This is a genomic window from Janthinobacterium sp. EB271-G4-7A, assembly GCF_020858075.1.
GTDB classification, from domain to species: Bacteria; Pseudomonadota; Gammaproteobacteria; order Burkholderiales; family Burkholderiaceae_D; genus Janthinobacterium; species Janthinobacterium lividum.
Window position 1 is genome coordinate 2,682,483 of sequence record NZ_JACYMI010000001.1, and the last position, 25,431, is coordinate 2,707,913.

Annotated in this window: 31 protein-coding genes; 10 read left to right on the plus strand and 21 right to left on the minus strand. The window is 60.6% G+C overall.

Translation table 11 applies throughout. The annotated features are described in order from the left end of the window. The first annotated feature begins 124 nt into the window (after positions 1 to 124). A complete protein-coding gene (locus IGS58_RS12070) occupies positions 125 to 346 on the plus strand; it encodes a hypothetical protein (protein ID WP_070279728.1) in 222 nt (73 codons plus the stop codon). Positions 347 to 359: 13 nt separating this feature from the next. On the opposite strand, the gene IGS58_RS12075 is transcribed toward IGS58_RS12070, so the two are convergent. The 7 genes from IGS58_RS12075 to IGS58_RS12105 all read right to left on the minus strand — a co-directional run bounded on the left by IGS58_RS12075 (position 360) and on the right by IGS58_RS12105 (position 3,910). Beyond that, positions 360 to 638: a hypothetical protein gene (locus IGS58_RS12075; RefSeq protein WP_230521507.1), complete on the minus strand. Its 279-nt coding sequence runs from the start codon at positions 636 to 638 to the stop codon at positions 360 to 362. 39 nt (positions 639 to 677) lie between these two features. Then, positions 678 to 1,118 (minus strand): hypothetical protein, encoded by a 441-nt coding sequence (locus tag IGS58_RS12080; protein ID WP_139144263.1) that lies wholly within the window; start codon positions 1,116 to 1,118, stop codon positions 678 to 680. After that, entirely contained in the window at positions 1,115 to 1,321 is a 207-nt protein-coding gene (locus IGS58_RS12085; protein WP_070259409.1) for a hypothetical protein, read from the minus strand. Before IGS58_RS12085 ends, IGS58_RS12080 begins: the two co-directional genes overlap by 4 nt. Before the next feature lie 76 nt (positions 1,322 to 1,397). Further along, positions 1,398 to 1,604, minus strand: coding sequence for a DUF2158 domain-containing protein (locus IGS58_RS12090; protein WP_230521508.1), 207 nt, complete (start codon positions 1,602 to 1,604; stop codon positions 1,398 to 1,400). A gap of 127 nt (positions 1,605 to 1,731) precedes the next feature. Continuing rightward, positions 1,732 to 2,304, minus strand: coding sequence for a manganese efflux pump MntP (gene mntP / locus IGS58_RS12095; RefSeq protein WP_034785905.1), 573 nt, complete (start codon positions 2,302 to 2,304; stop codon positions 1,732 to 1,734). 54 nt (positions 2,305 to 2,358) lie between these two features. Next, a complete protein-coding gene (locus tag IGS58_RS12100) occupies positions 2,359 to 3,213 on the minus strand; it encodes an undecaprenyl-diphosphate phosphatase (RefSeq protein WP_230521509.1) in 855 nt (284 codons plus the stop codon). Positions 3,214 to 3,289: 76 nt separating this feature from the next. Continuing rightward, entirely contained in the window at positions 3,290 to 3,910 is a 621-nt protein-coding gene (locus tag IGS58_RS12105; RefSeq protein ID WP_034785902.1) for a LysE family translocator, read from the minus strand. 172 nt (positions 3,911 to 4,082) lie between these two features. Between IGS58_RS12105 and IGS58_RS12110 the strand changes: the two genes are divergently transcribed. Beyond that, positions 4,083 to 4,976, plus strand: coding sequence for a LysR substrate-binding domain-containing protein (locus IGS58_RS12110; protein ID WP_070259422.1), 894 nt, complete (start codon positions 4,083 to 4,085; stop codon positions 4,974 to 4,976). Between the two features lie 9 nt (positions 4,977 to 4,985). On the opposite strand, the gene IGS58_RS12115 is transcribed toward IGS58_RS12110, so the two are convergent. The 6 genes from IGS58_RS12115 to IGS58_RS12140 form a co-directional block, all read right to left on the minus strand. Next, positions 4,986 to 5,849, minus strand: a complete 864-nt coding sequence (locus tag IGS58_RS12115; RefSeq protein ID WP_230521510.1) for an alpha/beta hydrolase — start codon at positions 5,847 to 5,849, stop codon at positions 4,986 to 4,988. A gap of 88 nt (positions 5,850 to 5,937) precedes the next feature. Next, positions 5,938 to 6,519 carry a hypothetical protein gene (locus IGS58_RS12120; protein WP_230521511.1) on the minus strand — a complete coding sequence of 194 codons (582 nt, stop codon included), beginning with the start codon at positions 6,517 to 6,519 and terminating at the stop codon, positions 5,938 to 5,940. Between the two features lie 170 nt (positions 6,520 to 6,689). Continuing rightward, positions 6,690 to 7,022: a hypothetical protein gene (locus IGS58_RS12125; RefSeq protein ID WP_230521512.1), complete on the minus strand. Its 333-nt coding sequence runs from the start codon at positions 7,020 to 7,022 to the stop codon at positions 6,690 to 6,692. A gap of 25 nt (positions 7,023 to 7,047) precedes the next feature. Further along, on the minus strand, positions 7,048 to 7,734 hold the full coding sequence (locus tag IGS58_RS12130; RefSeq protein WP_230521513.1) for a hypothetical protein: 687 nt from the start codon (positions 7,732 to 7,734) through the stop codon (positions 7,048 to 7,050). A gap of 111 nt (positions 7,735 to 7,845) precedes the next feature. After that, positions 7,846 to 9,516 (minus strand): DUF6138 family protein, encoded by a 1,671-nt coding sequence (locus IGS58_RS12135; RefSeq protein ID WP_230521514.1) that lies wholly within the window; start codon positions 9,514 to 9,516, stop codon positions 7,846 to 7,848. A gap of 126 nt (positions 9,517 to 9,642) precedes the next feature. Further along, complete coding sequence (locus tag IGS58_RS12140) at positions 9,643 to 9,960, minus strand: hypothetical protein (protein WP_230521515.1); 318 nt, start codon at positions 9,958 to 9,960, stop codon at positions 9,643 to 9,645. A 174-nt stretch (positions 9,961 to 10,134) separates the two neighbouring features. Between IGS58_RS12140 and IGS58_RS12145 the strand changes: the two genes are divergently transcribed. The 3 genes from IGS58_RS12145 to IGS58_RS12155 all read left to right on the plus strand — a co-directional run bounded on the left by IGS58_RS12145 (position 10,135) and on the right by IGS58_RS12155 (position 12,591). Further along, the gene (locus IGS58_RS12145; protein WP_230521516.1) at positions 10,135 to 11,286 is read left to right on the plus strand and encodes a sensor histidine kinase; all 1,152 of its coding nucleotides are present in this window, start codon (positions 10,135 to 10,137) and stop codon (positions 11,284 to 11,286) included. Between the two features lie 48 nt (positions 11,287 to 11,334). After that, the gene (locus IGS58_RS12150) at positions 11,335 to 11,592 is read left to right on the plus strand and encodes a DUF1488 family protein (protein ID WP_034784632.1); all 258 of its coding nucleotides are present in this window, start codon (positions 11,335 to 11,337) and stop codon (positions 11,590 to 11,592) included. Positions 11,593 to 11,898: 306 nt separating this feature from the next. Further along, positions 11,899 to 12,591 (plus strand): DUF3334 family protein, encoded by a 693-nt coding sequence (locus IGS58_RS12155; RefSeq protein WP_034784631.1) that lies wholly within the window; start codon positions 11,899 to 11,901, stop codon positions 12,589 to 12,591. Positions 12,592 to 12,650: 59 nt separating this feature from the next. Here IGS58_RS12155 and IGS58_RS12160 read toward each other — a convergent pair whose 3' ends face one another. From IGS58_RS12160 to IGS58_RS12185, 6 genes are all read right to left on the minus strand, one after another. Continuing rightward, the gene (locus IGS58_RS12160) at positions 12,651 to 13,097 is read right to left on the minus strand and encodes a GNAT family N-acetyltransferase (RefSeq protein ID WP_070259441.1); all 447 of its coding nucleotides are present in this window, start codon (positions 13,095 to 13,097) and stop codon (positions 12,651 to 12,653) included. Positions 13,098 to 13,161: 64 nt separating this feature from the next. After that, positions 13,162 to 13,818 (minus strand): hypothetical protein, encoded by a 657-nt coding sequence (locus tag IGS58_RS12165; protein WP_070259443.1) that lies wholly within the window; start codon positions 13,816 to 13,818, stop codon positions 13,162 to 13,164. Between the two features lie 70 nt (positions 13,819 to 13,888). Beyond that, positions 13,889 to 14,437 carry a DUF2939 domain-containing protein gene (locus IGS58_RS12170; protein WP_070259445.1) on the minus strand — a complete coding sequence of 183 codons (549 nt, stop codon included), beginning with the start codon at positions 14,435 to 14,437 and terminating at the stop codon, positions 13,889 to 13,891. 135 nt (positions 14,438 to 14,572) lie between these two features. Further along, entirely contained in the window at positions 14,573 to 15,652 is a 1,080-nt protein-coding gene (locus tag IGS58_RS12175) for a hypothetical protein (protein WP_230521517.1), read from the minus strand. Positions 15,653 to 15,973: 321 nt separating this feature from the next. Continuing rightward, positions 15,974 to 16,297: a hypothetical protein gene (locus IGS58_RS12180; protein WP_230521518.1), complete on the minus strand. Its 324-nt coding sequence runs from the start codon at positions 16,295 to 16,297 to the stop codon at positions 15,974 to 15,976. A gap of 82 nt (positions 16,298 to 16,379) precedes the next feature. After that, a complete protein-coding gene (locus IGS58_RS12185) occupies positions 16,380 to 17,639 on the minus strand; it encodes a hypothetical protein (protein ID WP_230521519.1) in 1,260 nt (419 codons plus the stop codon). Positions 17,640 to 18,036: 397 nt separating this feature from the next. Between IGS58_RS12185 and IGS58_RS12190 the strand changes: the two genes are divergently transcribed. From IGS58_RS12190 to IGS58_RS12205, 4 genes are all read left to right on the plus strand, one after another. Further along, complete coding sequence (locus tag IGS58_RS12190; RefSeq protein WP_034784627.1) at positions 18,037 to 19,635, plus strand: ABC-F family ATPase; 1,599 nt, start codon at positions 18,037 to 18,039, stop codon at positions 19,633 to 19,635. Between the two features lie 246 nt (positions 19,636 to 19,881). Beyond that, positions 19,882 to 21,015: a quinolinate synthase NadA gene (nadA, locus tag IGS58_RS12195; RefSeq protein WP_092604999.1), complete on the plus strand. Its 1,134-nt coding sequence runs from the start codon at positions 19,882 to 19,884 to the stop codon at positions 21,013 to 21,015. Next, positions 21,012 to 21,878, plus strand: coding sequence for a carboxylating nicotinate-nucleotide diphosphorylase (nadC, locus tag IGS58_RS12200; protein WP_092604998.1), 867 nt, complete (start codon positions 21,012 to 21,014; stop codon positions 21,876 to 21,878). Before nadA ends, nadC begins: the two co-directional genes overlap by 4 nt. After that, positions 21,878 to 22,642: a substrate-binding periplasmic protein gene (locus tag IGS58_RS12205; protein ID WP_230521520.1), complete on the plus strand. Its 765-nt coding sequence runs from the start codon at positions 21,878 to 21,880 to the stop codon at positions 22,640 to 22,642. Before nadC ends, IGS58_RS12205 begins: the two co-directional genes overlap by 1 nt. Before the next feature lie 42 nt (positions 22,643 to 22,684). On the opposite strand, the gene ypfJ is transcribed toward IGS58_RS12205, so the two are convergent. Continuing rightward, the gene (ypfJ, locus tag IGS58_RS12210; protein ID WP_034784624.1) at positions 22,685 to 23,575 is read right to left on the minus strand and encodes a KPN_02809 family neutral zinc metallopeptidase; all 891 of its coding nucleotides are present in this window, start codon (positions 23,573 to 23,575) and stop codon (positions 22,685 to 22,687) included. Between the two features lie 152 nt (positions 23,576 to 23,727). Between ypfJ and IGS58_RS12215 the strand changes: the two genes are divergently transcribed. Next, a complete protein-coding gene (locus IGS58_RS12215; protein ID WP_230521521.1) occupies positions 23,728 to 24,621 on the plus strand; it encodes a GNAT family N-acetyltransferase in 894 nt (297 codons plus the stop codon). Positions 24,622 to 24,630: 9 nt separating this feature from the next. Here IGS58_RS12215 and IGS58_RS12220 read toward each other — a convergent pair whose 3' ends face one another. Next, complete coding sequence (locus IGS58_RS12220; protein WP_070259456.1) at positions 24,631 to 25,329, minus strand: DAPG hydrolase family protein; 699 nt, start codon at positions 25,327 to 25,329, stop codon at positions 24,631 to 24,633. Positions 25,330 to 25,431: the final 102 nt, after the last annotated feature.

A 25,431-nucleotide genomic window follows, 5' to 3' on the forward strand; every position in this document is an offset into this window, starting at 1 on the left:
CCCGGCGCCGCGAGGCAGGCGCGCGCGTGCTTTCTGTGTGTGGTCAAACGTACAGACTGCGGGCGGCAGGTGGCGCACAGTGGAGACCAGTCAGCTTCCTGACGCTTCTTGCACCGGAGGAATTATGTCGTTTGAAAATCCCACTACCCACAAAGGTTTTATTATCAGCGCCACGGCCAGCCAGCGCCGCGATGGGCGCTGGGTCGGCTCGTACGTCAGCCAGAACCAGGCATGCGGTGCGTATGCGGACACCTGCGATTACGACGATTGCAGCAACGAAAAAGAGGCGCAGCAACTGGCGCTGTCCGTCGGCTGGCGCCTGGCCGATGGCGTGCAGGCAGGCTGAGGCAACTTGCCGGTCAGCTCTTCCTCCGCAGGGCCAGCAGCAAGCCGGCCACGGGGAAGAACAGGACGGTACCCAGCCGTACGGCGGTCAGCGAAGCGGTTTCCACGCCCAGTACATGGGGCAAGGCCAGCAGCAACAGGGGCGCGGGCACGGCAATCGCGAAGAAAAACAGGTACCACGAATAGCCATTTTTCTTGGCCAGCAAAGCGATCAGCGCGCAGCCGACCAGGAAGACCAGCGGTAAATTCACAAATTCCATGGTGTCGAGTTTTTGTCCGGGAAAGCACGTCATTATACGCGTCCCCAAGGTGCCCGGATCGGCTTGCCAGCGTCAATTGCCGACGAAATCCGGCGGCTGCGGCGCCTCTTTTCCTGCGAGCGGCGCATCGGCCGGCAGCAGTGCCTTGATGGCGCCGTTATAGATGAGTTCCTGGGCATACGCCGATGCCTCGATCAAGGCCGCATGCACGGACTTGAAACTGCTTGGCGTTTCAATCAGCACGGGCTTGGCGTACACCTGCTGCGTATCGCCACGCTTGCTAATCAAAATCATGCCCCGGTAACGCCCATCCTTCTCCAGCGCCCCCGCAACATGAAATTCATAGCCCCTGATCTGGTGTTTTTGTTCCTGATCCATGTCTCCCGCCTCCAGACCTGATTGTCCCGGCTTTGGGCTCTCAATTCGATTGGAACAGCTGAGTGTTTGATCTAAGTCAATACGTTCACTGCATAGCTTAACGACCGTATCGACGTTTGCCGCAAGCGTCATCATCCAGCGCGAATGGCGCGGATCTGCTGGGCTGTTTCCTCGATCTCCCGATACGCTTCCTGGATATAGCCATTGATCGGATGCCCATCCATCCACTCGAAATAGGCGCGCTCGTCGTGTTTGATGGCAAAAGGGACGTGGTGGTCGCGTATCGATTCGGCCGTTTCGCGCACCAGCGAGGCAAAAAGCAGCTCAAGAGTTTCCATGATGGTCACCTTGCTAGACAGGAATGCAGAACATTGAATGTAGCACAAAGCGGGGCGCCGGCTGCGCCGCTTGCCGTCAGGCGTCGCCGAGGATGTCGAGCGCACACTCGGGATAGGCTTGCTCGAACAGGAACTGGTCTTTTTCGTACACGCAAAAGACAGCCGTACGGTTTTCTTTGCCCGTGAAGTAATCGCCATCGACGCACAGTACCGTCATTGCCGGACCGCCACATTTGACGCGTACGGTATCGCCTTCCTTGAATTGCTTAGTCGATTGCATCATCGCTGCTTTCAGGGTGCAGGAGCCAAGTTGATTCCCGTCATCATACGCCAGCAACGGTGCGCGGCGCGCCCGCCTGGCAGGCCGTCCGCGGCTATCGAGAAGGAAGGCGGGGCCGGCGTGCCGGGGCTCAGGCTGCCGGATGGCCGATATGCTCGTACAGGATCACGCAGCCGATGACGATCAGCACCAGGCCGCCCACCAGTTCGGCGCGCCGGCCCGCTACCGTGCCCAGCACGCGGCCCAGCATCACGCCCAGCGTCACCATGACGAAGGTGGAAAAACCGATGGCGGCGGCCGTCACGACGATGTTGGCGCCCAGCAAGGCCAAGCCCGCACCCACCACCATGGCGTCGATGCTGGTGGCCAGGCCGGTGACGGCCAGCACCCAGAACGAGTGCGACTGCGCTGGCGCTTCTTCCTCATCGCTATCGCTGAGGGCATTGCGTATCATCAGCAAGCCGATGATACCCAGCAGGCTGAAGGCGATCCAGTGGTCCCATGCTTCCACGTACGGCGCGGCCACGCTGCCCAGGGCCCAGCCGATGATGGGCGTGATGGCTTCGATGACGCCAAAGATCAGGCCCGTGCGCAGCGCCTCGCGCCATTGCGGCTTGTGCAGGGCGGCGCCCTTGCCCACGGCCGCCGCGAAGGCATCGGTGGACATGGCAAGCGAGAGGGCGGCGGTGGCGGCGAAATTCATCGTTGGCTTTCAGTAAAACTGGCTGGGATGTGTATAGCTGTAAACCCGGCGATTTTACCCTACGTACAACACGACCATGGAGGCGGCCAGGCAATACGCGCCAAAGAAATGCCAGCGGCCCTGTTCCAGCCAGCGCGACAGCCAGCGCAAGGCCAGCAGGCCTGCCAGGAACGACAGCAGCATGCCCAGCAGGCTGGGACCGAGCAGGTGCAGCAGGCTGTTGCCGTGTTGCAGATGATCGAGGCTGCCATTCGCTACGGCCTGGTAGAAGCGCCAGCCTTCCTTGGCCAGCACGGCCGGCGTCAGCACGACGGCCAGGGCAAAGCTGAATTCCTCGGCGCGGCGCTGCGGCACGCCCATGGCGATGCCGGCGGAAATGGTGGCACCCGAGCGGGAAAAGCCGCGGAAAGGCAGGCACAGGCCCTGCACGGCGCCGATCACCATCGCCTTGCCGATGGATAAGGTGCCGTGCTGGCGCGCTTGCTGGCGCGACGACACAATGATCAGCACGCCGGCAGCGGTCAGCGCGGCGGCCATCAGTTTCGCGTTGCCGAACAGGTGCTCGATTTCAAAGCCGGGCGCATCCTTGCTCATGACATGCGTAATGCCCTTCAGCAAGCCGAAGCCGACGAGGCCCGTCAGGGCCGTGGCGGCCGCGAGCACCAGCACATTGCCGCGGAAGGCGCTGGCCGAACTGAAGTAGGTGGCGCGCCAGGATTGCCAGAAATACACGATGACGGCGAACATGGTGCCCGTATGCAGCATCACCAGCAGCATGGTCAGCTCCGGCGACGTCGGGTCCAGCCCCATCCATTTTTCTGCCATGATGACGTGGGCGGAGCTGGAGACGGGCAGCAGCTCGGCGAAGCCCTGGACGATGGAAAGGATTAATAATTGCAAAAAGCTCATGGATATCTGACTCGGGCGGGAAAAGCAGGGCCGCCGATTTTACCCGCCAGATGTGGCGGGCACGTCCCGCGCCAGATTACAGTTTGTCCATGTTGGCGCAGGCGAGCGCGACGCCCAGCGCCATCAGGACCGCGCCGATCAGCCGGTCGATGGTCCGCTGGTGGCTGACCATGCGCATGCGAAAGCGCGCTTGCGAGAAAAAGACGGCCACCAGGGCGAACCAGGCCAGGTGGATGGCGGACATGCACAGCCCGTAGCCGAACTGGACTGTCAATGACGTGCCGGGCTGCACCACCTGGGTATAGGTGCTGATGACAAACAGGGTCGTTTTCGGGTTCAGGGCATTGGTCAGAAAGCCGTTGAGCAAGATTTGACGCCGTGGCACGCTGGCGCCGCCATGCAGGTCGATGACGAGTCCGGCGCGGTTGGCCCAGGTTTTCCAGCCGATCACGGCCAGGTAGAGGGCGCCGGCCAGCTTGATCGCCGTAAATAGCGCAGGCGAACCGGCGATGAGCAGCGCTACGCCAAACATCGTATAGAACACGTGCACTTGCACGCCCAGCGCGATGCCAAGCGCGGCCAGCAGGCCGGCACGGCGGCCATGCAGATAGCTGTTGCGCGTGACCATCGCGAAATCGGGGCCGGGGACGATGGATGCGAGCAGGGTAATCAGGGCAACGGCAAGCAATGCAATCATGTGTCTTCCTTGGACAGTGGTGGCGCCCGCACGGCCATCGGTGACTATTTCTCGCCTGTGCGGCAAGGGCGCGGCGCGCATGCGGGCTGCCGGAAGACAAATTATCCCTATAATGGCCTTCCATGAAAAACGATGATATCTTGTGGATATGTGTGAGAAAAAGTGACAGATCATGACTAGGCAGGCGGCGCTTGGCACCTTGCGGTTCTTCGAGGCTGCGGCGAGGCTGGGCAGTTTCGTCCAGGCGGCCGCGGAGCTGCACGTCACGCACGGGGCCGTCAGCCGGCAAATCCGCCTGCTGGAAACGTCGCTGGGCACGCCCCTGTTCGAACGCCGCAACCGCGGCGTGTTCCTCCTGCCTGCGGGCGCGCAGCTGCGCGATGCCGTCCAGCAAGCATTCGAGCGGCTCGACGCTGCCCTCGAAGCCGTGCGCCAGCCGGTGCGCCAGGGGCCGCTGGTGGTGTCGTGCGAGCCGACGATCGCGATGAAGTGGCTGATACCGCGCCTCGGCGACTTTTACCAGCGGCATCCCGAGGTGCCGCTGCACCTGTTCGCCTCGGGCGGGCCGGTGGCGTTCCAGCGCGACGCGGTGGACGTGGCGCTGCGCCGCAACGATTTTCTGTGGGATGCGGGCTTGCATGCGGAAAAGGTGTGCGATGAATGGATTGCGCCCGTGTGCGCGCCGGCCCTGCTGGGGCAAGGCCGGCGGGACCTGTCCGCGCAGCGCCTGCTGCACACAGCGTCGCGCCCGGCTGCCTGGGCCCACTGGCGCGCCGCCGCCAAGGACGCCGACGCTGACGGCGGCGGCCAGGGCGACAGCCAGACTTACGAGCACTTCTATCTGAGCCTGCAAGCGGCTTGCGCCGGCCTCGGCGTGGCCATCGGCTCTGTCTTCATGGCGCGCGAAGACCTCGACAGCGGACGCCTGGTCGCGCCCTTCGGGTTCCGGCGCGACGGCAGCGCCTATTTCCTGCTGTCGCCGCTGCCATTCGATGGCGATGCGCGCCGCACCACCTTGCTGCGCTGGCTGCGCGAGCAGATGGGGCAGGCGCTGCCGGCGCCGTAGCCGTCCCCCTTATTGCGGCGGCGTGGCCGGCTTGAAGACGCTGCGAAATGCTTTCAGGGCTGCCGGGTGATAGATCGTGCCATGTGTTTCTTCCGGCATCTTTTCCAGGTGCCATTGCAAGCCGGGCGGCGCCTGTTTTTGCAGCACGTCGGCCAGGCGCTGCACTTCGATGGCGATGCCCGCTTCGCTGCTGGACGCCAGGTACAGGCTGTGCTTGCCTGGCGCGCCTTTCGCCAGCAGGGCTGCCGCCTGGCGCGGCAGGGCGCCATGATTCCACCACAGGCTGGGGTCGAAGGCCAGGTAATGGTCGAACAGCTGCGGTTCCAGCAGATACGTTTCCACCACGAACAGGCCCCCCAGCGATTCGCCGACGATGGCCGTCTCGCCCGTCGTGCGGTAGCGGCGCTTGATTTCCGGCATCAGCTCATCGCGGATGAAGGTCCGGTAGGCGGACGCGCCGCCCACCACGGGGGCGATCTTGCGGTCTTCCGCATTCCCGGTCGGGCCCGTCAAATCGCGCCGGCGCTGCGTGTTTTGCATGCCGACCAGCATGAAGGGGCGCATGGTGCCATTCGCTACTGACACTTGCAGCAAGCCGGCCACGTGCAAAAAGTCTTCGGCCACGCCGCCGTCCGGCATGTACAGCACGGGCAGCGGTGCGTCGGGCGGCGTATCCCAGGCGCGCGCCATGTACACATTGATGTGGCGTTTTTCCTGCAGCGCCGTCGAATCGATGCTGAAACTTTCGCCGATGACGAGCGGCGCGGCCGCGCTGGAGGTAGCGGTAGCGGCGGGCGCGGCAGTGGCGAGGTGGAAGGGGCTGGACAGCAGCAGGGCGGCGGTGAGGTGTAGTGCAAGGCAAGAGCGGCGCATGTTTTCCTGTAATAAGTAAGTTTGGATCGATGGCATGTACTCGTATAGACATGCCATCAAGCAATTCTATCTTATCTTTGGTGCAGCATTACTTGATCGTCAATAGCTTGCGCTCGCGCACGATTCCCGCCTTGTCGATCGTGTAGGCAACCAGCAGGGCGCCATCCTCGGCGCAGGCGTGGCAGGTGATCAGGGGCGTGGAAAACAGCACGCTCTGGCCGCCATCGCTGGTGGCCGTGCTGCCGACGAAGTCGGCGGGCGCAAACGGCACAGAGTCTGGATGGGCGGCGGCAAACGCGCGCCAGGCCGGTGTGGCGCGGTCTTCCTCGCGCACGGAGTTCTCGTCGACGTCGATGGCCGCGCCATCGCTGCCGATCAGCAAAGTGCCTTCATTCGTGTTGGCGCGAAACGGATAGGTGACGGTGGCCAGGGCCGCCTTGCCCAGCGGACGCCAGGCGGAAATGAAGCCGGGATTGTTCGCTTTCACCAGCATCCTGGCGGCGGCGATGGCTTGCGGGCGGGCACCCGAGCGCTGCATGGTGCGCAGCAGGCACACGTCGGGCGCGGTGGTCGATTGTTCGCTGCGGCAAGCCGACAGCGAGCGTTCCTGCCACACGGCGCGCGCGTCGATGGGGCCTGTCGGCTGAGGTTGGGCCTGGGCCGCCTGCATGGCGGCCAAGCCTGAGAAAGCAAGAATAGCGCAGTTCAATACGTGGCGGGAAAATCGTGTGGGCATGGGCGTCTTTCAATAGCGGAAACAAGAGAGCTTCCCATTATAGAAGGGCGCCGGCATGCCAGCGCGCACGGGATGGCAGTGCTGGCGGCCGGCTTGCGCCTCGATTAACGCTTTTTTGCCGCCGCCTGGCGCAAGGCCTTCGCTTCCAGCTTGTTGGGGATGTGCGGGCGCGTGGCCAGCTCCGTCTTGACGGCGGCGATGGCGGCGCCAAACAGCTGTTCGGCTTGCTCGACGCTGGCGCCAGCATAATCCTGCTGGTTGGATTGCGCGGCACGCAGCCGGCGCAGCAGCGCCAGCAATTGCTTGCCGTGCAGGGCGGGCAGATCCAGCGCCAGCACTTGCACGCCCAGCGTGACCTCCACATGCTCAGGGGCGAGCAGGTGCAGCAATGCCAGGCCTGCGGGCTGGGCGACTGGTGTCAGTTTGGGCTTATCCATCGGCAGTTTATCAATCCGTGAAGGATTACAAGTATTCCCAGATTTCATCGAAGGTTTCGCGCGCGAAATCGTTGCGCCAGGCTTCCGAGTTCTTTTCGCGGCTGACGGCAAATACGGCGCGCCACGCCTGTTTCGACGAGCTGGTGTAGGTCGCAGCGATCTTTTGCAGGCCAGCCTTGCATTGCTCGACTTTGCAACCGCTCTTCGCCAGTTGCTGGGCGGCAGGTGCCCATGCAAGCGGTACCTTGACGATCTGGCATTCGAAGCTGACGGCGGCCGTCTGGATGCCGTTTTCCACCGTTACAGGGTCCGCCTTGGTGGCCTGGCAGGCGGCGCCCTTCTTGGCGGCGATGACATTGGCGGCCAGCAGTTCGGCTGCCGGGGTCACGGCCGCGCGCATTGCGGCGGGGAACAGGTCGGCGATCAGCTTGCCCGTTTCCGTTGGGAATTTGGCGTCCGCTTCCTTCAAGTCGCTGTACGACGCGTATTCGGCGCTCTGGTGGCCGGCCAGGCGCGTGGGGCGCAGGTAGGCGTTGAGCTTGGCGACGCTGGCTTCATCCTGGTTGATGATGGTCTTGATGTACAGGTTGGCCGCATCGAGCGGGGCCAGTTCCACGGCGTCGGCGGCGATGGCGGGCTGGGCCAGCGCCATGGTGGCGGCAAAGGCGGTCGCGAGCACGGCGATGCGCGATGTTTGTTGTGTTTGGTGCATGTATTTTCTCCACGATTCAATGTCAGGCGCCAAAAGATGCCTTGTGGCAATTTCGGCGCCCGCATTATATATGGTGAAAGTCATAACGTTGCGCACGCAACGTTGTCCACCTCAGGCGGCCGTCTTGCTGGCCGCTTCAAGCAAGGCCAGCAGCAGCTCCTTGCGCCGGCCTTGCGCCTTGCGCGCCAGGGCCGCCAGTTTTTCCAGCTTGCCCCAGACGGGATACAGCATGTGTTCCACCAGATAGCCTTCCAGCCCTTGCAGTTGCTGGCAGAACAACTCCAGTTTCTCCACATCCTCCAGTTCCGCCTGGATTTTCACCTTTGCGTTATCCGTGCACGCGCGCAGGCACGCCGCCAGCACGGGAACGGAGGCGGGCGTGACGCCATGCTGTTCGGCGAAGGCGGTCGTGAACTGATCCTGCACGGACTGGTGCTCCTCGTCGACATTGGCCATGTAGTGCTGCACCAGCGGGAAATAGCGAGAGTCGAGCAAGCCCAGCCCAAACACGGCATAGCTGCCGGGCATGCAATTCTTTTCGCCTTCCGTGTCGGCATAGAATTCGAATTGCTCGATGGCTGCGCGCGCATACGCTTCCAGCTGCGGCTGCAGGGCGGGCCAGGCGAGGGTATTGGCAAAGAAGCGGTGCGTATCGGATTTCGCCAGTCCCTTGACCGGCAGGTAGGCCTTGACCTTGGATTTGAGCTTGATCTGGTAGCTTTTCGGAAAACCGTTTTGCAGCAAATGCGTGATGAAGGCCAGCGCCTGCCCATACGCCTCTTCCTCTTCCCGGGCGATGGTGATGTTGATCGTGGCAAACACATCGTTGGCGCGGCATTCCAGCAGCGCATTTTTTACGTGGATATCGCCGTCGGGGAAGGTGCCGCTGCCTTCCTTGAGCATGCGCACGGCCCGTTCGCTGCCCAGTTCGCGCGCGCTTTCCAGGAATTCGAGGCCCCTGGATTTGGCGTAGCTCGGTTCGTGGCGCAATATCATCACGGCGCCATACAGCAGCAGATCGATCGCTTGCCGCGCCTGCGCATCGGGCGCCGCGCCCGGCTTCAGGGTGTATTCCGTGCTGCGGTAGGCTGATTGCTGCACATCATAGAACTGCGGCAGGAACTGCTTTTCCGCCCAGGCCGACACGGCCTGGATGATGTCGCCGCGATGTTCGGCCAGCGCTTGCGGCCGCGATTTGTTCAACTGTTCGATGCGCTCGAATTGCGCGATCGTCCACGCGATATCGGGCTGCGGGAACAGGTAAGGATCGAGCAGGTGGCGCGTCAGGAAGAACGTTTCCAGCTTCTTTGTCGGCCGGGTGCCGTGCTCGAGTTTTTGCGTGACGTACGCGTGTATATTCTCCAGCAAGACCAGGCGCTTGCCGTCGTTGACGTATTCCAGCAAGGTCAGGTGCAGCTTGCCTTGCGCCGTCTGGAACTTGCCGCGGACGGTGAAGCGGTAATCGATCATCGGCGTATCCACCAGCGGCGCCAGGCGGGTTTGCACCAGCGCCGTCAGCTGCGGCGCGATCAGCTCGCGCACTTGCGCATCGTCAAGACGCAGCGGCGTCCTGGGACGTGCGTCGTCGTCGAGGCCCAGGTCGAATTCGTCGGCGGTGGTGCGGCCCGGTTTGTAGTCGAGCAGGAGCTCATTGAAGATGCCCACTTGCAAGGTCGTGCGCTTGACGGCTTGCTCCAGGTCGGTGCGCTGCAGGCGCTCATCGAACCAGGCGTGGATGGCCGCCGTCATTTCCTGTGTTGCCTGCTCTACAAGTGTACTCATCGATGTCGTCGTCTTTCCCTGTCGTGCGCGTGACGGCGCCACCGGCTGCCGTCACGGTCATGTTTATTTGATATAAAGCACTATTCTAGGTGCTCACGCCTGGCCGCAACAAGGGCCGCACGACAATCAGGAGGGGGCGGTGAGGAAGCGCGCATCGATGTCGTCGGACTGCGGCCCCACGGTGATCGTGGTGTGCCAGCCGGAAGGCTTTTCGTTGCCATCAAACAAGGCAATGCGTGTATGGACAAACAGCACAGAATAGACGCCGGATTTCATGTCGCGGTTCAAGTCCCAGTGCATCAGTTCGATCGCTTCACCGATGCGCGGCAGATGGGCGCCCGGCGGCAGCAGAATGTTCTGATTGATGAATTCCCTGCTCGGGCCCGGTTCCTTGTGGCGTGGGTCGATGTAGCGGAACGAGACGCTGGTAACGATGTTGAGCATACATGGCTCCTGCCTGGTGAGGTATCCGATGACAATAGCACATGGGGGGGGGCGGACGCGTCCCGCGTGCAAGGATATGCGGGCAGGCACCTGTGTTCGGTAACAGACGGTGGCTTGCGTGTGCTACCGGTAGTCTTGCTTGCTTGTCCCTCATTCCAGATAGCAGGAAACGTCATGATGCATTTATTCCTAGTGGAAAATCGCGCCGAGCTTGAGCGCCGTTGCCGTGAAAAGGTCGCCATGAGGTCCATGCGCTTGCCGTCCGAGCATCAGTTGCAACACGGCGTACCCATCTTTCTGGATCAGCTGATCCGTACCTTGAAGGCGGAAGATGCAGGCAAGATGGCGCTAAGCCTGGCCATTTCCGGCCCCGCTGATGGCAGTGCGCATGGCACATCGGAACTGGCCGACAGTGCCACCACGCACGGCGGGCAATTGCTGGCGCTCGGTTATTCCATCAGCCAGGTAGTGCACGGTTATGGCGACCTGTGCCAGGCTGTCAGCGATCTCGCCGTGGTCATGGACGAGCAGTTCGCCGTCGAGGAATTCAGGACGCTGAACCGTTGCCTCGACAACGGCATTGCCGAAGCCGTGTCGGAATTTACCCAGCGGCGCGACGTGCTGATTGCGAATGAACAGGCATTGGCACTGAGTCAGCGCATCGGCTACTTTGCCCATGAACTGCGCAATCAACTGGGAACGGCCAGCCTGGCTGTCTCCGCGCTCAAGCAGGGCGGCATGGGACTGGCGGGCGCGACTGGCGCAGTGCTCGATCGCAGTCTGGTGAGTTTGCGTACCCTGATCGACCGCTCCCTGGCGGAGGTGCGGGTGGAGGCGGGCCTGACCTTGCAGCGTTCGGTTTTTTCCTTGAATAACTTCATCACAGAAGTGAGCTATTCGGCAAGCCTGGAAGCGGACTTGCTGCGCTGCACCCTGGTCGTGGAAGAGGTCGCTCCCTTGCTGCAGCTCCATGCGGACCAGGATTTGCTGCTCTCCGCCGTGGGAAACCTGCTGCAGAATGCCTTCAAGTTTGGCGCGCTAAATGGCACCGTGGTGCTGCGCGCGTATGCCAGCGGTGGGCGGCTCAAGATCGAGGTGGAAGACAACGGCGCTGGCCTGCCGCCCGAGGCTGCGGATGACATGTTTTTGCCATTTACGCAAGCCGGCGCCAACAAGACTGGCCTGGGACTGGGCCTGTCGATTGCCCGGCGCAGCGTGGAAGCGAATGGCGGCAACTTGAGCGTGGAGAGCGTGGTTGGCCATGGCTGCGTCTTCATCATCGACTTGCCACGGCATGTCGATTCTGCCGCCACGTTCGCCGCATGAACGGGCGCCCCCTGCCAGCGCATTCGTCCCACAGCGGGGAGAACTGCCATGCCCTATGAAATCCTGCGCGACAGCATCGCGCTCGAGCAGGCGGGTGATGCCATCCGTTTCCATTTGACCGTTTTCGGGGCGGAAAAGACGTGCCGTATCACCATCACGGCATTGCACAGCCTGGACCAGGGGCAGGGCGGCGACTTGCTGGCCATCTTCGACACCCACCGCCTGCGCATCGGCCAGCGTGCCTTCGCCTACCTGAGCCGCGATCTGCTGGTCAGCGGCGTGGTCTTGCGCGCCCTTGATTTTTAGTTACTATTTCCTGTGCTGACGCCAGTGCCCAGGCCGGATATGGTATTTCTGCACAGATCATCAAGTAAATGCAGGTATGGCTGGACGGAAATGTTACATCTGGGTATTCTGCGCATCTGATACTTATTTCTATACGGAAAAAGGTAAGAGGGCGGTTCGTGCCGGCGGCAACGCGGCGCGCGCTGCCACGCAAGGTCAGACATGCAAAGGTGAAGTCGTCCGCTTGCTGAGCGAAACTGTCGTGTTTCGGCTCGCGGCGGACAGGGAACAGTGCTGTCATCTTTAAAATAGTAGGAGAGGTTGCTCATGGATGCAGAAAAGGATGTTGTGTACGGTACAGAAGATTTGTTGATGAGTTTGTGCAACTCGGTGGTTCGGGTGCTCAACGTTGCAACACAAAGCAAGGTCAATTATTCGGGCATGGTGCAGCGCATCACCAAGACGGGCCTGAAGCCGGACATCGGCTGCTTCGTGATGTTCGATGGCGGTTTCACTGGCCTGGTCGTGCTCAATTTTGCCGCCGATACGGCGATGGAAATCTACGAGCGCTACATGTTGCACATGGGTATGCCGAAGTCGGAGCTGGCCAGTTTCTACACGTCGGACGAAGTGTCGAACATCATGGGCGAGCTGATGAACCAGATCGTGGGCGACTTCACGGGCAAGGTGCGGCGCGAACTGCAAACGAATATCACCCAGAGCCAGCCGAAGATGCTGGTGCTGAACAAGCAGGTGATGCTCAGCGTCGACACGCCGCTGGACCGTCCGGAAATGCGCCGCGTCACTTTCTATACGGAAAAGAACAATATTTTCTACCTGGAACTGGCGATCGACCGTACCGAGTTCATCAAGTTGCATGATTTCGATTCGCGCGAAGTCGACGCCGACTCGCTGATGGATGGCGAATTCGCGAACCGCGAACGGGACGCCGCCCCGGCGCCTGCAGCGGAGCCGGAAGACGACGACAACGCCGACCTGCTCAAGTCCCTGGGCATGTAAGCAACGGTCGTTGATCGTGGCTGGCGGCAGGTTTGCCGCCGGCCACTGTCGCATGCGGCCTACAAGGCCTTGCTCATGAATACCCGGCTCGTGCCTTCCGGGCTGCAGGCGATGTCGCCGAAGCGGCGCCAGCCGCGGCGCTCGTAAAACTCGGGTGCCTGGAAACTGATGGTGTACAGCACCGCCGAAGCGCAGCCGCGCCGACGTCCTTCCTCTTCGAATTGCGCCAGTATCTGGCTGCCCAGACCCAGCCCGCGCAAGGCGGCGGGCAAATAGAACAGATCGAGAAACAGCAGGCCCAGCGAGGTCCGGCCCATGGCGCCGCCCAGCACCCGCTGGCTGTCGCGGTCGCGCACGATCACGCTCAACGCCTGCCTGTCACTATAGCCGGTGATGGCATCGTTGTAGGCATTCAAGCCGTCGAGGATGGTTTGCTCGACCTCCGCATCGATCGTGGCGCTGATGCAGATAGTGTAGGGTAAGTCCTTGTGCGGGTGTGCAGGCATGCTCGAAAGGGGGGATAGTCAATAACTGTATGAATATACAGTATTTCACCTGTTCGCACCTATTTTATTGCGGCAACGTCAATGTTTCCATCCTGCGCTTGCCGACCATGCCCCTTTGCTGGCTGTCATCGAGCGACCAATATTCGAGCGCATACACATAACTGCCATCGGCGATGGTCAGCGATTCCTTCTGGCGCCCGTTGGGCGCCTTGTAATACAGCCGCCGCGCGGGCTTGCCATCCACGGTCTGCTGGAACGATTGCGGCGAAATGCTGACGCGCTTGCCCGTCTTGCCCGCCATCGACATCGCCGTGATCGCCACGTAAGCCCTGTCCGGGCAGCGAGCCAGCAGGTGTGCACCACTCAGGACGGTGGGCTGCGTTTGATCGAGCGGGAAGCCGAACGGCTGTACGCCGATGATGTCCAGGCAATCCATCTGCTGTGCCAGGCCGTTCAGAATGGCCGGGTCGAGTGCGCTGGTATACTGTTTTTCAGCGGCCTGCGCCTGGCCCAGTGCCAGGCGGCGCTCCAGCTCGGCCAGAGAAATGTCGCTGGGAACGGGCAGCAGGGCCGGGGCGCCAGGATCGGCAGCGTTGGACGTTTCCGCCTGCATGCGCGCGGCGACGGAGTGGCTGCGCTCGGCGCCAGCAATCCCATCCGTGGCATGGGCGGATGGCGCGGCGCAGGCCATGGTCAGCGCCAAGGCGGTGTGTTTCAGCATGAAGTTTCCTGCAATCTGATGTAAATGACCCGCATTGTGTCTCAGATTGCTGGCGCATGCGCGCGCTTTGCTAATGTGCGGCCATCGCCGAGGCAATCTCGATCGAGCTTAGTTTCCAGCCCCACACGCCATGGCGCAGCAGGACCAGCGCGCCTTCCTGCGCATTGCCACCCTTGGCGCGCACGACGAAAGTGTTCACGCCGGCATAGCCCGCCGTATAGTCGGCCTTCTTCCGTGCACCATCGGCGGGCGCATCCGGATTCGCATTCACCTCTGCTTGCGGGCTGACGGCGCTCTTGTTGACCAGCGCGACCACGCCGGCGGGCGAGACCATGGTGTCGACCATCTTGCCCAGCATGGCGCTGGCGATCGACTGTCCCAGGGCGGCCAGAGGGTTGCCGCTGCCAGCTGTCGCCTCGATGCTGCGGGCCATGCTGGCTTCCAGCTGCGTCTTGACGCTGGCGCGCAGGGCGGGGAAGTCCACGTGTGCGGCCAGCGCTTCGGCATTGCGCTCGGCCAGCGCAGTCTTAATTTGGTGCAAGGTGTAGTACGGCGAAGCGTAGACGGTGGCGGCGATGGCAATGATGGCCGCAGCGGCGGCAATGGTAGTTTTTTTCAAGTGATGCCTGTGAGTCCGGTAGGGTTGGGATGCGCCCGCACAATCCCAATGTCTGGTGGCGGGCGAGCACGCAGCCTAACTGCTAACGACGGACAAGGCAATCATGATGCATGGATAATTTTCCATAGCATTGCCCTAGTTTATCGATTGCATGGTTTCTGTATTCAGGTCCTTCTCTAACGAAACGGCGCTTTTGCCTGATTGGTTCGCCAGATCCAGGACCGCCAGGAAGAGGCTGGCGCGGCTTTGATACCGCTGAACATCGGAGATCGCTTCGCTAATAGGATAGACACTCGTGGACTTGTTCATTTTTGAAATAATGACGGTCTTATCCGAAGATCTGCTTGCCTCCATGGAGTTGATAATGGCCCGCATGGTTTGTTGCGCGAAGAAATTCTTGTCTACGGTTGCCCGCGATCCTTTTAACAGGGTTGATGCCGCACCCAAGTTGGTCTTGGTCATCAGGCCACCGGTGAGCGTGGTCGCTGTGGATAACAGAAGTTCAGTGATGTCCGCAATCGTATCGGTACGCACCCGTCCAGCCAGCAATTCGTTCTTGAATTGCATGTAATTATGGTCGGCGATGGCCATGAAGTCGCGAACTATCCCGTTTCGTATGCGCATTCGGTCTTTTTCCGATGTCTGGTAAACCTTCCCATCGATCGTTTTTACTATTGATTTTTTTTCCTCGATGAGCAAGATTTGCGATGACTTATCTGCTTCAAATTTTCTCAACGTTGATGCAATCTCGGATAGTTTTGTTTTTCTTTCATCAATTTTATCTTGCAGCGCAGCTATTGCGACGTCAGACGGCGGTGTTTTTTTGTTGAGTGCCGAAAATTCCTTTTCCAGGGATTTCAGACGATTTTCTTCGATAGCCTTATATGTCAAGTGCCGCGAAATATCGGCCTCAATACTGTGCAAGCCATTTGTCAATGAATGAATGTCGACAAGGGCAAGTGATTTGATTCCAACGTCAGCCTTCCTGGCTTCCTCATCTAGATCCTTGCCTTCGAGGCTATCGTAGTTTATGAGTTGCTGATGGAAGTTCGAGCTGGTTAGCTTATCGTTGGGTTTATATTTTTCTGACAGGGAATTCATGTAGCTCGCACTGAAATCAATTTGAGTTGCCTGATCTTGTGGAGTACGTATCATGCCTGCGCAGCCAGCCAGGGAGAGCAACATTGGAAGCGTCAAGAACATATGAAATTTCATATTTCCTCCCAAAAAGTTGAATCAAATATAGAGAATTTACTTCATCGTGTAGGATGATTCCTACTAATTGTAGTTGGTTGAATATCAATAATTCTAATCAATTGTCACTGATTTGTTGTAATTCTGAGTAGGGTTTATGCGGCGGCTGGGCGTCCTGGCAGTCGACGTCTTGCGGGGGCGATGGTTGCATCAATGCCGGCGGACGGCTTGTTGATTTCAAATGGGCAATAATTCAACTGCATTGTTTGATCTGGCCAACTGGCCGCGACGCTATGTCCCTGCGCAAAAAAGTGCCCTGCTTGTCGCTGGCCTGCTCCACGGTCATGGCGCAAGCGCCGCGTGGATGCCGGGGCAGGACACGTTCGGCGGATATCGCTCGCTGGACTGGATCAATCGGGCCCGCAGCAAAAAGATACTGCTGATCGTGCAAGCGACGGCAAGCAGGCCTGGAATGATTGCCGCGCCGACGCAACGACCAAGGCGCAAACGAACGACGTCGCTTTTCTGGCCGCCCTCATCGATCGTGCGATTGCTGAAAGCAAGCTGCTCGGTGAAATGAACGATGACGTTGATACGCCGGCAGCCGCGTGGCAGTTTTTTGAGTCCAGGATGCGCAAGCATCCGGGTGGTAACGATTGAACGCATGCCTGGATCGTGGAGATGCCGGGCATGAGCCGCGGCATGCGCAGCAGTGCCGCGCTGCAGCTGAGGGCCGATGGCGATATTGTCACAGATCCGACGTTGCGTTTCCCTCGGGAATGACCAGTACGAAATCGTAGCCCTGAATCATGCCTTGGACACTGCTGTCTCCATTCGCCAGAGTTTTCGCCGATCCCAGCAAGGGGCGCACGTCGAACAATGACCATTCCTTATGCTCTTTCGCCGCGGCAAAGAAGGGCAATACGCCAGCCATGGAAGACTTGCTATCGACTTTTTCAATTTCTGTGGAGGCGGACGCGCGCCCAATGCCCGCAAATTGCGCCTGCTGGCCTTTGAGCGCCAGCACCAGCACATGCAGCGATTTTTGTCCGCGGCCTTCCGCATATTCCGCCAAATAATTGCCGATCTCCCGGCTACCGGCACCAAGCGGGTTATAGCCTCGGAAGACATGCACTGCACCGGCTTTCAGCAACATGCGCTGTGCAGGCGCATGCGTCAAATGGCTGGCCACATACTGCTTCATCAGCCTGGCACGTTGTGTATTCGACCCATATCCTTGTCCCGGAGTCATGTTTTTAGTATAAATGCTGCGGCTTTCAATCAATGAATTTAGCATCGCCAAGGCGGGCATTTCCTCAGGTGCCGTGAGCAGCTTCTGCAGCGCGAATAATTCTTCCTCTTGGACTTTTACCATGAAGAGCTCTCTCGGGTCTCCGTTTTCCGACGCTCGGCGATAGTCGTCGCTTTCAAGCTTGCGGAAGGCCTCGATTTTTGATTTCGCCAAAGGATTAAGCGGTTGCTCAGCCATTTGGTCGAGCAAATATTTCGAAGCGCCCATGAGCTCCTGATCCATTCCCACCAAATGGAACGATGGTCCGGCAGCTTTGGCGATACGGGCCAGGAATTGCGCCTCAGCTTGCCACTTGTAAAAAGCAGTAGCAACCGGATATGCCTGATTAAATGCGGCTATGCCGGCGACGCCAGTATTGGACTTCAACGCTTTTTCCAAGGCACCGGCAACAGCCGGCCCATTTTCGACAATCAGCGTCGTAAATCCTTGATCTGCCAATGCTTCAAAATACGCCGCCGAAAAATTCGCAATTTCTGTAATCCCATGGTCCTCACCGATGAGTACGAATTGGCTTTCCAGGCCCGCATTTATTAATGGTGCCGCGCCGGAACCAACCATCTTTCCATGATCGATTGCGATAGTCGTGCGAAGGGCAGCCAGGCGGTCAGGCAAAGAGAGCGGCTTATCCGCCGACAATACAGGCATGGCCAAACTGGCCAGCATGGTAAAAATAATCGTGGAACGAAGTTTTCGCATTATTTTTCTCAAAAGGGTGTTCTGGGCGGCGATTTCAGATTGGCGGCAAGGAGAAACTCGGCAATGCTACGGTAAATCAGGGGACGCGACAACTATCCTGATATAACAGGGAGTGAATGCAGGGAGTGAATGATTTTTTGTCGGCGGTCATTTGGCGAGAGGCTGCCGCCATCAAGGCGGCAGCGTGGCCGTAATAAAGCGTAACAAGCGGGCCAGGCCCAAGCCCGAACGGCGTAAACCGGCTGACAGCCCGCTGGCCAGCTGCCGGAAACCCCAGGATATGAGCGGTGAAAACGGCCTGCTCAGGCAGCTCACCAAGATAGTGGTTCATGGTGGTTGCTGTATAATGGGAGAAAAGTACCTAACTACCTGTTTTCACTGGATAAAGACCTCACTAATGCTTTCAACCGCAAATATTACGATGCAGTTTGGCGCCAAGCCATTGTTTGAGAATATCTCCGTCAAGTTCGGCGACGGCAACCGCTATGGTTTGATCGGCGCGAACGGCTGCGGCAAGTCGACGTTCATGAAGATCCTGGGCGGCGACCTGGATCCGTCGGGCGGCAACGTCATGCTCGATACCAACGAACGCCTGGGCAAGCTGCGCCAGGACCAGTTTGCCTTTGAAGACATGCGCGTCCTCGACGTCGTCATGATGGGCCACACGGAAATGTGGGCTGCCATCCAGCAGCGCGACGCGATCTACGCGAACCCGGAAGCGACCGACGACGACTACATGCAGGCCGCCGACCTGGAAGGCAAAGTCTCCGAATACGACGGCTACACGGCCGAATCGCGCGCCGGCGAACTGCTGCTGGGCGCCGGTGTCGCCATCGACCTGCATCAGGGCCCGATGAGCAATGTGTCGCCAGGCTGGAAGCTGCGCGTGCTGCTGGCGCAGGCGCTGTTCTCGAACCCGGACATCCTGCTGCTCGACGAACCGACGAATAACCTGGACATCAACACGATTCGCTGGCTGGAAGACGTGCTCAACGAGCGCAATTCCACCATGATCATCATTTCCCATGATCGCCACTTCCTGAACCAGGTCTGCACCCACGTGGCCGACATGGACTACGGCACCCTGAAGATTTATCCGGGCAACTACGACGAATACATGTTCGCTTCGACCCAGGCGCGCAACCAGCAGCTGGCCAACAACGCGAAAGCGAAAGACAAGGTTGCCGAGCTGCAGGAATTCGTGCGCCGCTTCGCGGCGAACAAATCGAAGGCCCGCCAGGCAACATCGCGCGCCAAGCAGATCGAAAAGATCAAGGTCGACGACATCAAGCCATCGTCGCGCGCCTATCCGTTCGTGCGTTTCGACGGCGAAAAGAAATTGCACCGTCTGGCCGTGGAAGTCGAAAACATCTCGAAAGGTTTCGACCGCCAGCTGTTCAAGAATTTCAGCATCATGGTCGAGGCGGGCGAGCGCATCGCCATCATCGGCGCCAACGGTGCCGGCAAGACCACCATGCTGCGTTGCATCGCTGGCGACATCGCCGGCCTGCAGCCTGACCAGGGCCGCGTGAAGTGGGCGGAAAACGCCAACGTCGGCTACATGCCGCAAGACCCGACGGAAGATTTCGCTAAAGACACGAACCTGACCGACTGGATCGGCCAGTGGACGAAAGAGGGCGACGACGACCAGGCCGTGCGCTCCATCCTGGGCCGCTTGCTGTTCGGCGGCGACGATGTGAAAAAGGCCGTCAAGGTATTGTCCGGTGGTGAAAAAGGCCGCATGATGTACGGCAAGCTGATGCTGGGCCGCCACAACGTGCTGATGCTCGATGAGCCGACCAACCACATGGACATGGAATCGATCGAATCGCTGAACATCGCGCTGGAAAAATACGCGGGCACCCTGATCTTCGTGTCGCATGACCGCGAATTCGTCTCTTCGCTGGCCAACCGCATCATCGAGATCAAGGAAGATGAAGTGGTCGATTACCGCGGCAACTATGAGGATTACCTCAAGAGTCAAGGTATTGATTAATTGCTGGAGTAACGTTGCGTCGGATTACGCGCTGTGCGCTAATCCGACCTACGCCAGATGCAAACGGTTGGCACAGGCCGGTAGGTCGGATTAGCGGGGCCGCCGAGGCGTAGCGTAATCCGACATTACAATGCCAGCTGCATCGCCAACCGCCAGCACCACACCGACGCGCCGCGGTCCTTTCGTTCCGGCGCACCTGCTTTATTGCAATCGTGCCGGTCTATCCCGTTTTTGTTTGACACAGCCATGCAAACTTTAGCCATCAAATCCGTCGAGTATGAACATCCACAAGACGGAGCCAGCTGCACTGCCCACGCCTGGGCACGCACGCCAGCGACGCCTTCCCCGGCTGAAAAAGCCGAACTGATCACGCGCATCAAGCGCCTGCTGATCGAGCGCGAAGCCGTGCTCGTTGCCCACTATTACGTTGATGCCGACCTGCAAGACCTGGCGGAAGCCACGGGCGGCTGCGTCTCCGATTCCCTGGAAATGGCCCGCTTCGGGCGCGACCATCCGGCCAAGACCCTCGTCGTGGCCGGCGTGCGCTTCATGGGCGAAACGGCGAAAATCCTCAGTCCCGAAAAAACGGTATTGATGCCCGACCTCGACGCGACCTGTTCGCTCGATCTCGGCTGCCCGGTGGACGAATTCACGGCCTTCTGCGACGCCCATCCGGACCGCACGGTCGTCGTCTACGCCAATACCAGCGCGGCGGTCAAGGCGCGCGCGGACTGGATGGTGACGTCGTCCATCGGCCTCGACATCGTTGCCCACCTGCATGCGCAGGGCAAGAAAATCCTGTGGGCACCGGACAAGCACCTGGGCTCGTATATCCAGAAGCAAACGGGCGCCGACATGCTGCTGTGGCAGGGCAGCTGCCTCGTGCACGACGAATTCAAGGGCATCGAACTCGATTTGCTCAAGGAAGAGTATCCGCAAGCCAAAGTGCTCGTGCATCCGGAGTCGCCCGCGAATGTGGTGGCGCTGGCCGACATGGTGGGTTCCACGTCGCAAATGATTGCGGCAGCGCAAACCATGGACACGGACACGTTTATTGTCGCCACCGACAACGGCATCCTGCACAAGATGCGTGCGGCCGCGCCGGGCAAGCGTTTCATCGAAGCGCCCACGGCCGGCAACAGCGCCACCTGCAAAAGCTGCGCGCATTGCCCGTGGATGGCCATGAATGGCTTGCTGAACCTGGCCGAAACGCTGGAAAACATGCACAACGAAATCCACGTCGATCCTGCCGTCGGCCAGTTGGCCGTGCGCTCGATCAACCGCATGCTCGATTTTGCCGCCGCCAAGAAGGCGGGCCTCAAGCCGGGCGCGGACCTGGCAAAAGAAACCACATTGTTCCAAGGAATCGGTCCAGCATGAGTACCCTCGTTAATTCTTTCGCCCCTTTCGATCCCGCCCTGGCGCGCGCATTCGAAGGCAATTTGCTGGCCGCCTTGCTGGAAGATGTGGGCCAGTGCGACCTGACGGGCGAGCTGGTGCCGCCTGACCACATCGTCACGGCCCGTGTCATCGTGCGCGAAGCAGCCGTGCTGTGCGGCGCGCCTTGGTTCGAAGGCATCATGAAAAGCCTGGATCGCAGCATCGACATCGTCTGGCATTACGCCGAAGGCGACATGATGACGGCCGATAGCGTCGTCTGCACCATCGAAGCGCCGGCGCGCGCCTTGCTTACGGCCGAGCGCAGCGCCCTCAATTTCCTGCAATTGCTGTCGGCCGTGGCCACGGCCACGCGCCAGTATGTCGACGTGATCGCCGGCACCAGGGCGTCCATTTTAGATACGCGCAAGACCTTGCCCGGCCTGCGCCTGGCGCAAAAGTATGCGGTGCGCGTCGGTGGCGGCAAGAACCAGCGCCTAGCCCTGTACGACGGCATCCTGATCAAGGAAAACCATATCGCGGCCGCGGGCGGCGTCAGCCAGGCCCTGGAAAACGCGCGCAATCTCGACGCGGGCGTGCCCGTGCAGATCGAGGTGGAAACCCTGGCGCAATTGCAGGAAGCGCTGGATGCGGGCGCCGTCTCCGTCTTGCTCGATAACTTCAGCAACGACATGATGCGCGAGGCCGTGGCCATCACCAAAGGCCGTGCCTTGCTGGAAGCGTCCGGCGGCATCAATTTCGACACCGTGCGCGCCATTGCCGAAACGGGCGTGGACCGCATCTCGATCGGCAGCCTGACCAAGGATGTGCGGGCCACCGATTACTCCTTGCGCATCGTCGGCTGATGAAAAGAGCAGGGCGGCGCCTGCTGGCCCTGGCGCTGCTGGCGCCTGCGCTGGCTGTCTCATCGCAGGCGCCAGCCCGGGAACTGCTGGCCGTGGGGGCGCAGTTCGAGCGCGTGTTCGAGTACCAGGACAGCGGTGAATATGGCGGCCTGGGCGCGGAACTGCTGCGCCTGATGGCGGCGCGCACGGGTAACACCGTGCGTTTTCGCATGGTGCCGTGGGCGCGCGCGCAAGCCATGCTGGTGCAAGGCCAGGCCGATATCCTGATCGGCCCCTACAAGACGCCCGAGCGTATCGCCAGCATGGCGTTTTCCGACAAGCCGTTCTACCAGGACCAGATGGTCTTCTATACGCGCCAGGATGCCAGCTTCGGCTGGGATGGCGACTACGCGGCGCTGAAGAACCGCCGGGTGGTGCTGCTCAATGGCTGGGCCTATGGCGCGGACTGGGAGCGCGTGCGGCCCGGCTTGCAGGTCAGCGTGGCCAACAATGTGGAAAATGGCTTGAAGATGCTGGTGCACAACCACGTCGACGTGTTTGTCAGCAACCGCCGCAACACCGATCCCGTGATTGCCCGCCTCGGCTATGGACGCCAGGTGAAACCCCTGCCCAAAGTCATCGAAATACAGAGCGGCTATTTCGCCTTCCCCCGCTCGCCCACCTTCGACAAGCTGCGCCTGCAGTTCGACCAGGAGCTGAATAACCTGATCGAGACGGGCGAACTGAAAAGACTGGGCAAGCGCTACGACGTCACCGTGCCCTGATGGATACGCATGCCGGCCCCCAGGGCGGCATGCGTGGTGGCACTACAACTGGCGTGCCTCGAACGTATTGCACTGGGAAATCTGGCCGCTTTCGATGCCCTTGGTAAACCAGCGCACGCGCTGCTCCGAGGTGCCATGCGTAAACGAGTCCGGCACGACATGGCCTTGCGACTGGCGCTGCAGCGCATCGTCGCCAATGGCCGTGGCCGCTTTCAGGGCCGCTTCCACGTCGCCCTGTTCCAGGATCTTGCGGTCGGCGTTCGCGTGATACGCCCACACGCCGGCAAAGCAGTCGGCCTGCAATTCCAGGCGCACGGACATGGCGTTGGCCTGGCGTTCCGACTGCGTGCGGCGCGCCTTGTCGACCTTCTCGGACAAGCCCAGCAGGTTTTGCACGTGGTGGCCCACTTCATGGGCGATCACATACGCTTCGGCGAATTCACCCGACACCTTGAAGCGCTGCTGCATCAGGTTGAAGAAATCGAGGTCCAGGTAGACTTTCTGGTCGCCGGGGCAGTAGAAAGGCCCGCTGGCGCTCTGGCCCGTGCCGCAAGCCGTCGGCGTGCTGCCGGAAAACAGCACCAGCTTGGGTTTCACATAGCTGCCGCCTTCGGCCTTGAACAGGGCGCCCCACGTGTCTTCCGTATCGGCCAGCACGGTTTTCACGAAGCGGGCCATCTCGTCCGATTCGGGCGGCTGGCGCGCCGGTGCCTGGCTTTGCTGGGTGCTGACCTGGCCGCCACCGCCGCTGAGCAGATTCAGCAAGGTCAAGGGATTGACGCCCAGCACATACGAGCCGACGAGGGCGATGACGATGGTGCCGATGCCGATCGAGCGCCCGCCAAAACCAAAGCCGCCACCGCCGCCCCCGCCGCCGTCTTCGCCACGGCGATCTTCCACATTGTCGCTTTCGCGATTGCCTTCCCATTTCATGATATCTACTCCTGCTGCGATTTGCGATTGATTGGTGACGCCTGCACATGCTTCTTGCGACGAATCTTGCTATTATCGCAGCAAACTGCGCCGCGACAGGGGCGACAATGTTACCCTTTGCAACTTTTCCCCACACCACAACAGGTAGACGCATGACGCTTGCCAACGATACACGCATTTCGCCCACGGCGGTGGTCCAGGCACAACTGGATGCCTATAACGCACACGACGTGCCGGCCTTGCTGGCCATCTATGCCGATGACGCGCAGCAATTCCAGCATCCCGATACCTTGCTGGCTCAGGGCAGCGCGCAGATCGGTCCCCGTTTCACGGCCCGCTTCGCCGCCAGCCGGCCGCGGGCGCAGTTGCTGAACCGCATCGCCTGCGGCAAGCTGGTGATCGACCATGAAATCGTCCATGCCGACACGGATGATGGCGTATCGGCGCAGGAACTGGTGGCGACGTATGAAGTGACGCACGGTCGCATCAGCCGTGCCTGGTTCAGCTTTGGCGCGCTGACGCGCCTGCGCGTGGCGCAGCCGGCCGATGTGCCGCAAATGAATGCGCTGATCGCCCGTTCCGGCGTGGAACTGAGCGCGGGGTTTTATACGCAGGAACAGGCCGAGTCCGTGACGCGCCACGTGTTCGGCGTCGATACGCAACTCGTTGCTGACCGGACGTATTTCGTGATCGAACGCGATGGCGCCATGCTGGCCTGCGGCGGCTGGAGCCAGCGCGCCACCCTGTATGGCGCCGATCGCGCCAAGAGCGGGCCGGACCCGCTGCTCGATCCGGCCAGCCAGCCGGGCCGCATCCGCGCCTTTTTTGTGGAACCAGCGGCCGCGCGCCAGGGCCTGGGCAGCATGCTGATGCGCCATTGCGAGCGCCAGGCGGTGGCCGCCGGCTTTACTGCCCTGGAACTGGCCGCCACCTTGCCCGGCGTGCCGCTGTACCTGGCCAGCGGCTTTGCCGTCACGGAAGAGTTTCACCTGGACTTGCCCGACGACATCAAGCTGCCGCTGGCGCGCATGCACAAGCGGCTGTGATGCGGCGCTTTACCACGGCAGCGGCGCTTGCTCTCCGTTGGCGTGTTCGCCGTAGTACAGCGACGGCAGGAAACGCGACAGATAGGTAAATTCGCTGTAGCAGTGGCGCAGCAAGTTCAGGCCCAGCACGTCCGGCACGTCGCGCACGGGGTTGAGGCTGTTGCGCCCCAGCAGGAAGCGGCTGCGCAGCACGCAGCCCGTGGGCGTATCGCGCGCCAGGTGCAGCATTTCGCCATCGAGCGGATCGCCGTACGGGTCAAGCACGACGTAATCGCCAAAGCCGATGCGCGCGCAGACGGCGGCCGACAGGGCGCCGCTGTCCTGTGCGTGGCGCAGTTGCTCCGCATCGAACACGTCTTTCGGATCATGGAACTTCAGCTTGGCTTTCACGGGCGGAATGTCGCCCAGCGATTCCACCGCCTCGATCGAGGCGCCGTAGTAACGCTCTCCCTTTTTCCACGCGCCGTTCCAGCCGTGATGGGCCACGTGATCGTGCGGGTGCCACCACTTGATGTGCTGTGTCGTCTCGAAAAACGTAAACCACCAGTCCAGCATGCGCCCGCTGCAGCCGTGCAGCTCGGTGCGTGCCGCCACCAGCAGGCAACCGTCTTGCAGGCGCGTGATGCCCGTTTCCAGGGGCAGGGGAAACGGGTCGAGCAAGTCGCCCGTGTCGGTGATGTTCCATGGGAATTGAATATGCTGCGTCATGTCATTCTCCGTTGTTTGGGTAAAACAATTATATATTAAAGAAACGTATAACGTTTCCTAAATTGGATTCAGTGTAAAATCGTCTATCGATCAAGCTTGGAG

Coding starts and splice junctions, on each gene's coding strand:
- IGS58_RS12070 (WP_070279728.1), top strand. CDS start 125: ATGTCGTTTGAAAATCCCACTACCCACAAAGGTTTTATTATCAGCGCC.
- IGS58_RS12075 (WP_230521507.1), bottom strand. CDS start 638: ATGACGTGCTTTCCCGGACAAAAACTCGACACCATGGAATTTGTGAAT.
- IGS58_RS12080 (WP_139144263.1), bottom strand. CDS start 1,118: ATGATGACGCTTGCGGCAAACGTCGATACGGTCGTTAAGCTATGCAGT.
- IGS58_RS12085 (WP_070259409.1), bottom strand. CDS start 1,321: ATGGAAACTCTTGAGCTGCTTTTTGCCTCGCTGGTGCGCGAAACGGCC.
- IGS58_RS12090 (WP_230521508.1), bottom strand. CDS start 1,604: ATGATGCAATCGACTAAGCAATTCAAGGAAGGCGATACCGTACGCGTC.
- mntP (WP_034785905.1), bottom strand. CDS start 2,304: ATGAATTTCGCCGCCACCGCCGCCCTCTCGCTTGCCATGTCCACCGAT.
- IGS58_RS12100 (WP_230521509.1), bottom strand. CDS start 3,213: ATGAGCTTTTTGCAATTATTAATCCTTTCCATCGTCCAGGGCTTCGCC.
- IGS58_RS12105 (WP_034785902.1), bottom strand. CDS start 3,910: ATGATTGCATTGCTTGCCGTTGCCCTGATTACCCTGCTCGCATCCATC.
- IGS58_RS12110 (WP_070259422.1), top strand. CDS start 4,083: ATGACTAGGCAGGCGGCGCTTGGCACCTTGCGGTTCTTCGAGGCTGCG.
- IGS58_RS12115 (WP_230521510.1), bottom strand. CDS start 5,849: ATGCGCCGCTCTTGCCTTGCACTACACCTCACCGCCGCCCTGCTGCTG.
- IGS58_RS12120 (WP_230521511.1), bottom strand. CDS start 6,519: ATGCAGGCGGCCCAGGCCCAACCTCAGCCGACAGGCCCCATCGACGCG.
- IGS58_RS12125 (WP_230521512.1), bottom strand. CDS start 7,022: ATGGATAAGCCCAAACTGACACCAGTCGCCCAGCCCGCAGGCCTGGCA.
- IGS58_RS12130 (WP_230521513.1), bottom strand. CDS start 7,734: ATGCACCAAACACAACAAACATCGCGCATCGCCGTGCTCGCGACCGCC.
- IGS58_RS12135 (WP_230521514.1), bottom strand. CDS start 9,516: ATGAGTACACTTGTAGAGCAGGCAACACAGGAAATGACGGCGGCCATC.
- IGS58_RS12140 (WP_230521515.1), bottom strand. CDS start 9,960: ATGCTCAACATCGTTACCAGCGTCTCGTTCCGCTACATCGACCCACGC.
- IGS58_RS12145 (WP_230521516.1), top strand. CDS start 10,135: ATGATGCATTTATTCCTAGTGGAAAATCGCGCCGAGCTTGAGCGCCGT.
- IGS58_RS12150 (WP_034784632.1), top strand. CDS start 11,335: ATGCCCTATGAAATCCTGCGCGACAGCATCGCGCTCGAGCAGGCGGGT.
- IGS58_RS12155 (WP_034784631.1), top strand. CDS start 11,899: ATGGATGCAGAAAAGGATGTTGTGTACGGTACAGAAGATTTGTTGATG.
- IGS58_RS12160 (WP_070259441.1), bottom strand. CDS start 13,097: ATGCCTGCACACCCGCACAAGGACTTACCCTACACTATCTGCATCAGC.
- IGS58_RS12165 (WP_070259443.1), bottom strand. CDS start 13,818: ATGCTGAAACACACCGCCTTGGCGCTGACCATGGCCTGCGCCGCGCCA.
- IGS58_RS12175 (WP_230521517.1), bottom strand. CDS start 15,652: ATGAAATTTCATATGTTCTTGACGCTTCCAATGTTGCTCTCCCTGGCT.
- IGS58_RS12180 (WP_230521518.1), bottom strand. CDS start 16,297: ATGCGTTCAATCGTTACCACCCGGATGCTTGCGCATCCTGGACTCAAA.
- IGS58_RS12185 (WP_230521519.1), bottom strand. CDS start 17,639: ATGCGAAAACTTCGTTCCACGATTATTTTTACCATGCTGGCCAGTTTG.
- IGS58_RS12190 (WP_034784627.1), top strand. CDS start 18,037: ATGCTTTCAACCGCAAATATTACGATGCAGTTTGGCGCCAAGCCATTG.
- nadA (WP_092604999.1), top strand. CDS start 19,882: ATGCAAACTTTAGCCATCAAATCCGTCGAGTATGAACATCCACAAGAC.
- nadC (WP_092604998.1), top strand. CDS start 21,012: ATGAGTACCCTCGTTAATTCTTTCGCCCCTTTCGATCCCGCCCTGGCG.
- IGS58_RS12205 (WP_230521520.1), top strand. CDS start 21,878: ATGAAAAGAGCAGGGCGGCGCCTGCTGGCCCTGGCGCTGCTGGCGCCT.
- ypfJ (WP_034784624.1), bottom strand. CDS start 23,575: ATGAAATGGGAAGGCAATCGCGAAAGCGACAATGTGGAAGATCGCCGT.
- IGS58_RS12215 (WP_230521521.1), top strand. CDS start 23,728: ATGACGCTTGCCAACGATACACGCATTTCGCCCACGGCGGTGGTCCAG.
- IGS58_RS12220 (WP_070259456.1), bottom strand. CDS start 25,329: ATGACGCAGCATATTCAATTCCCATGGAACATCACCGACACGGGCGAC.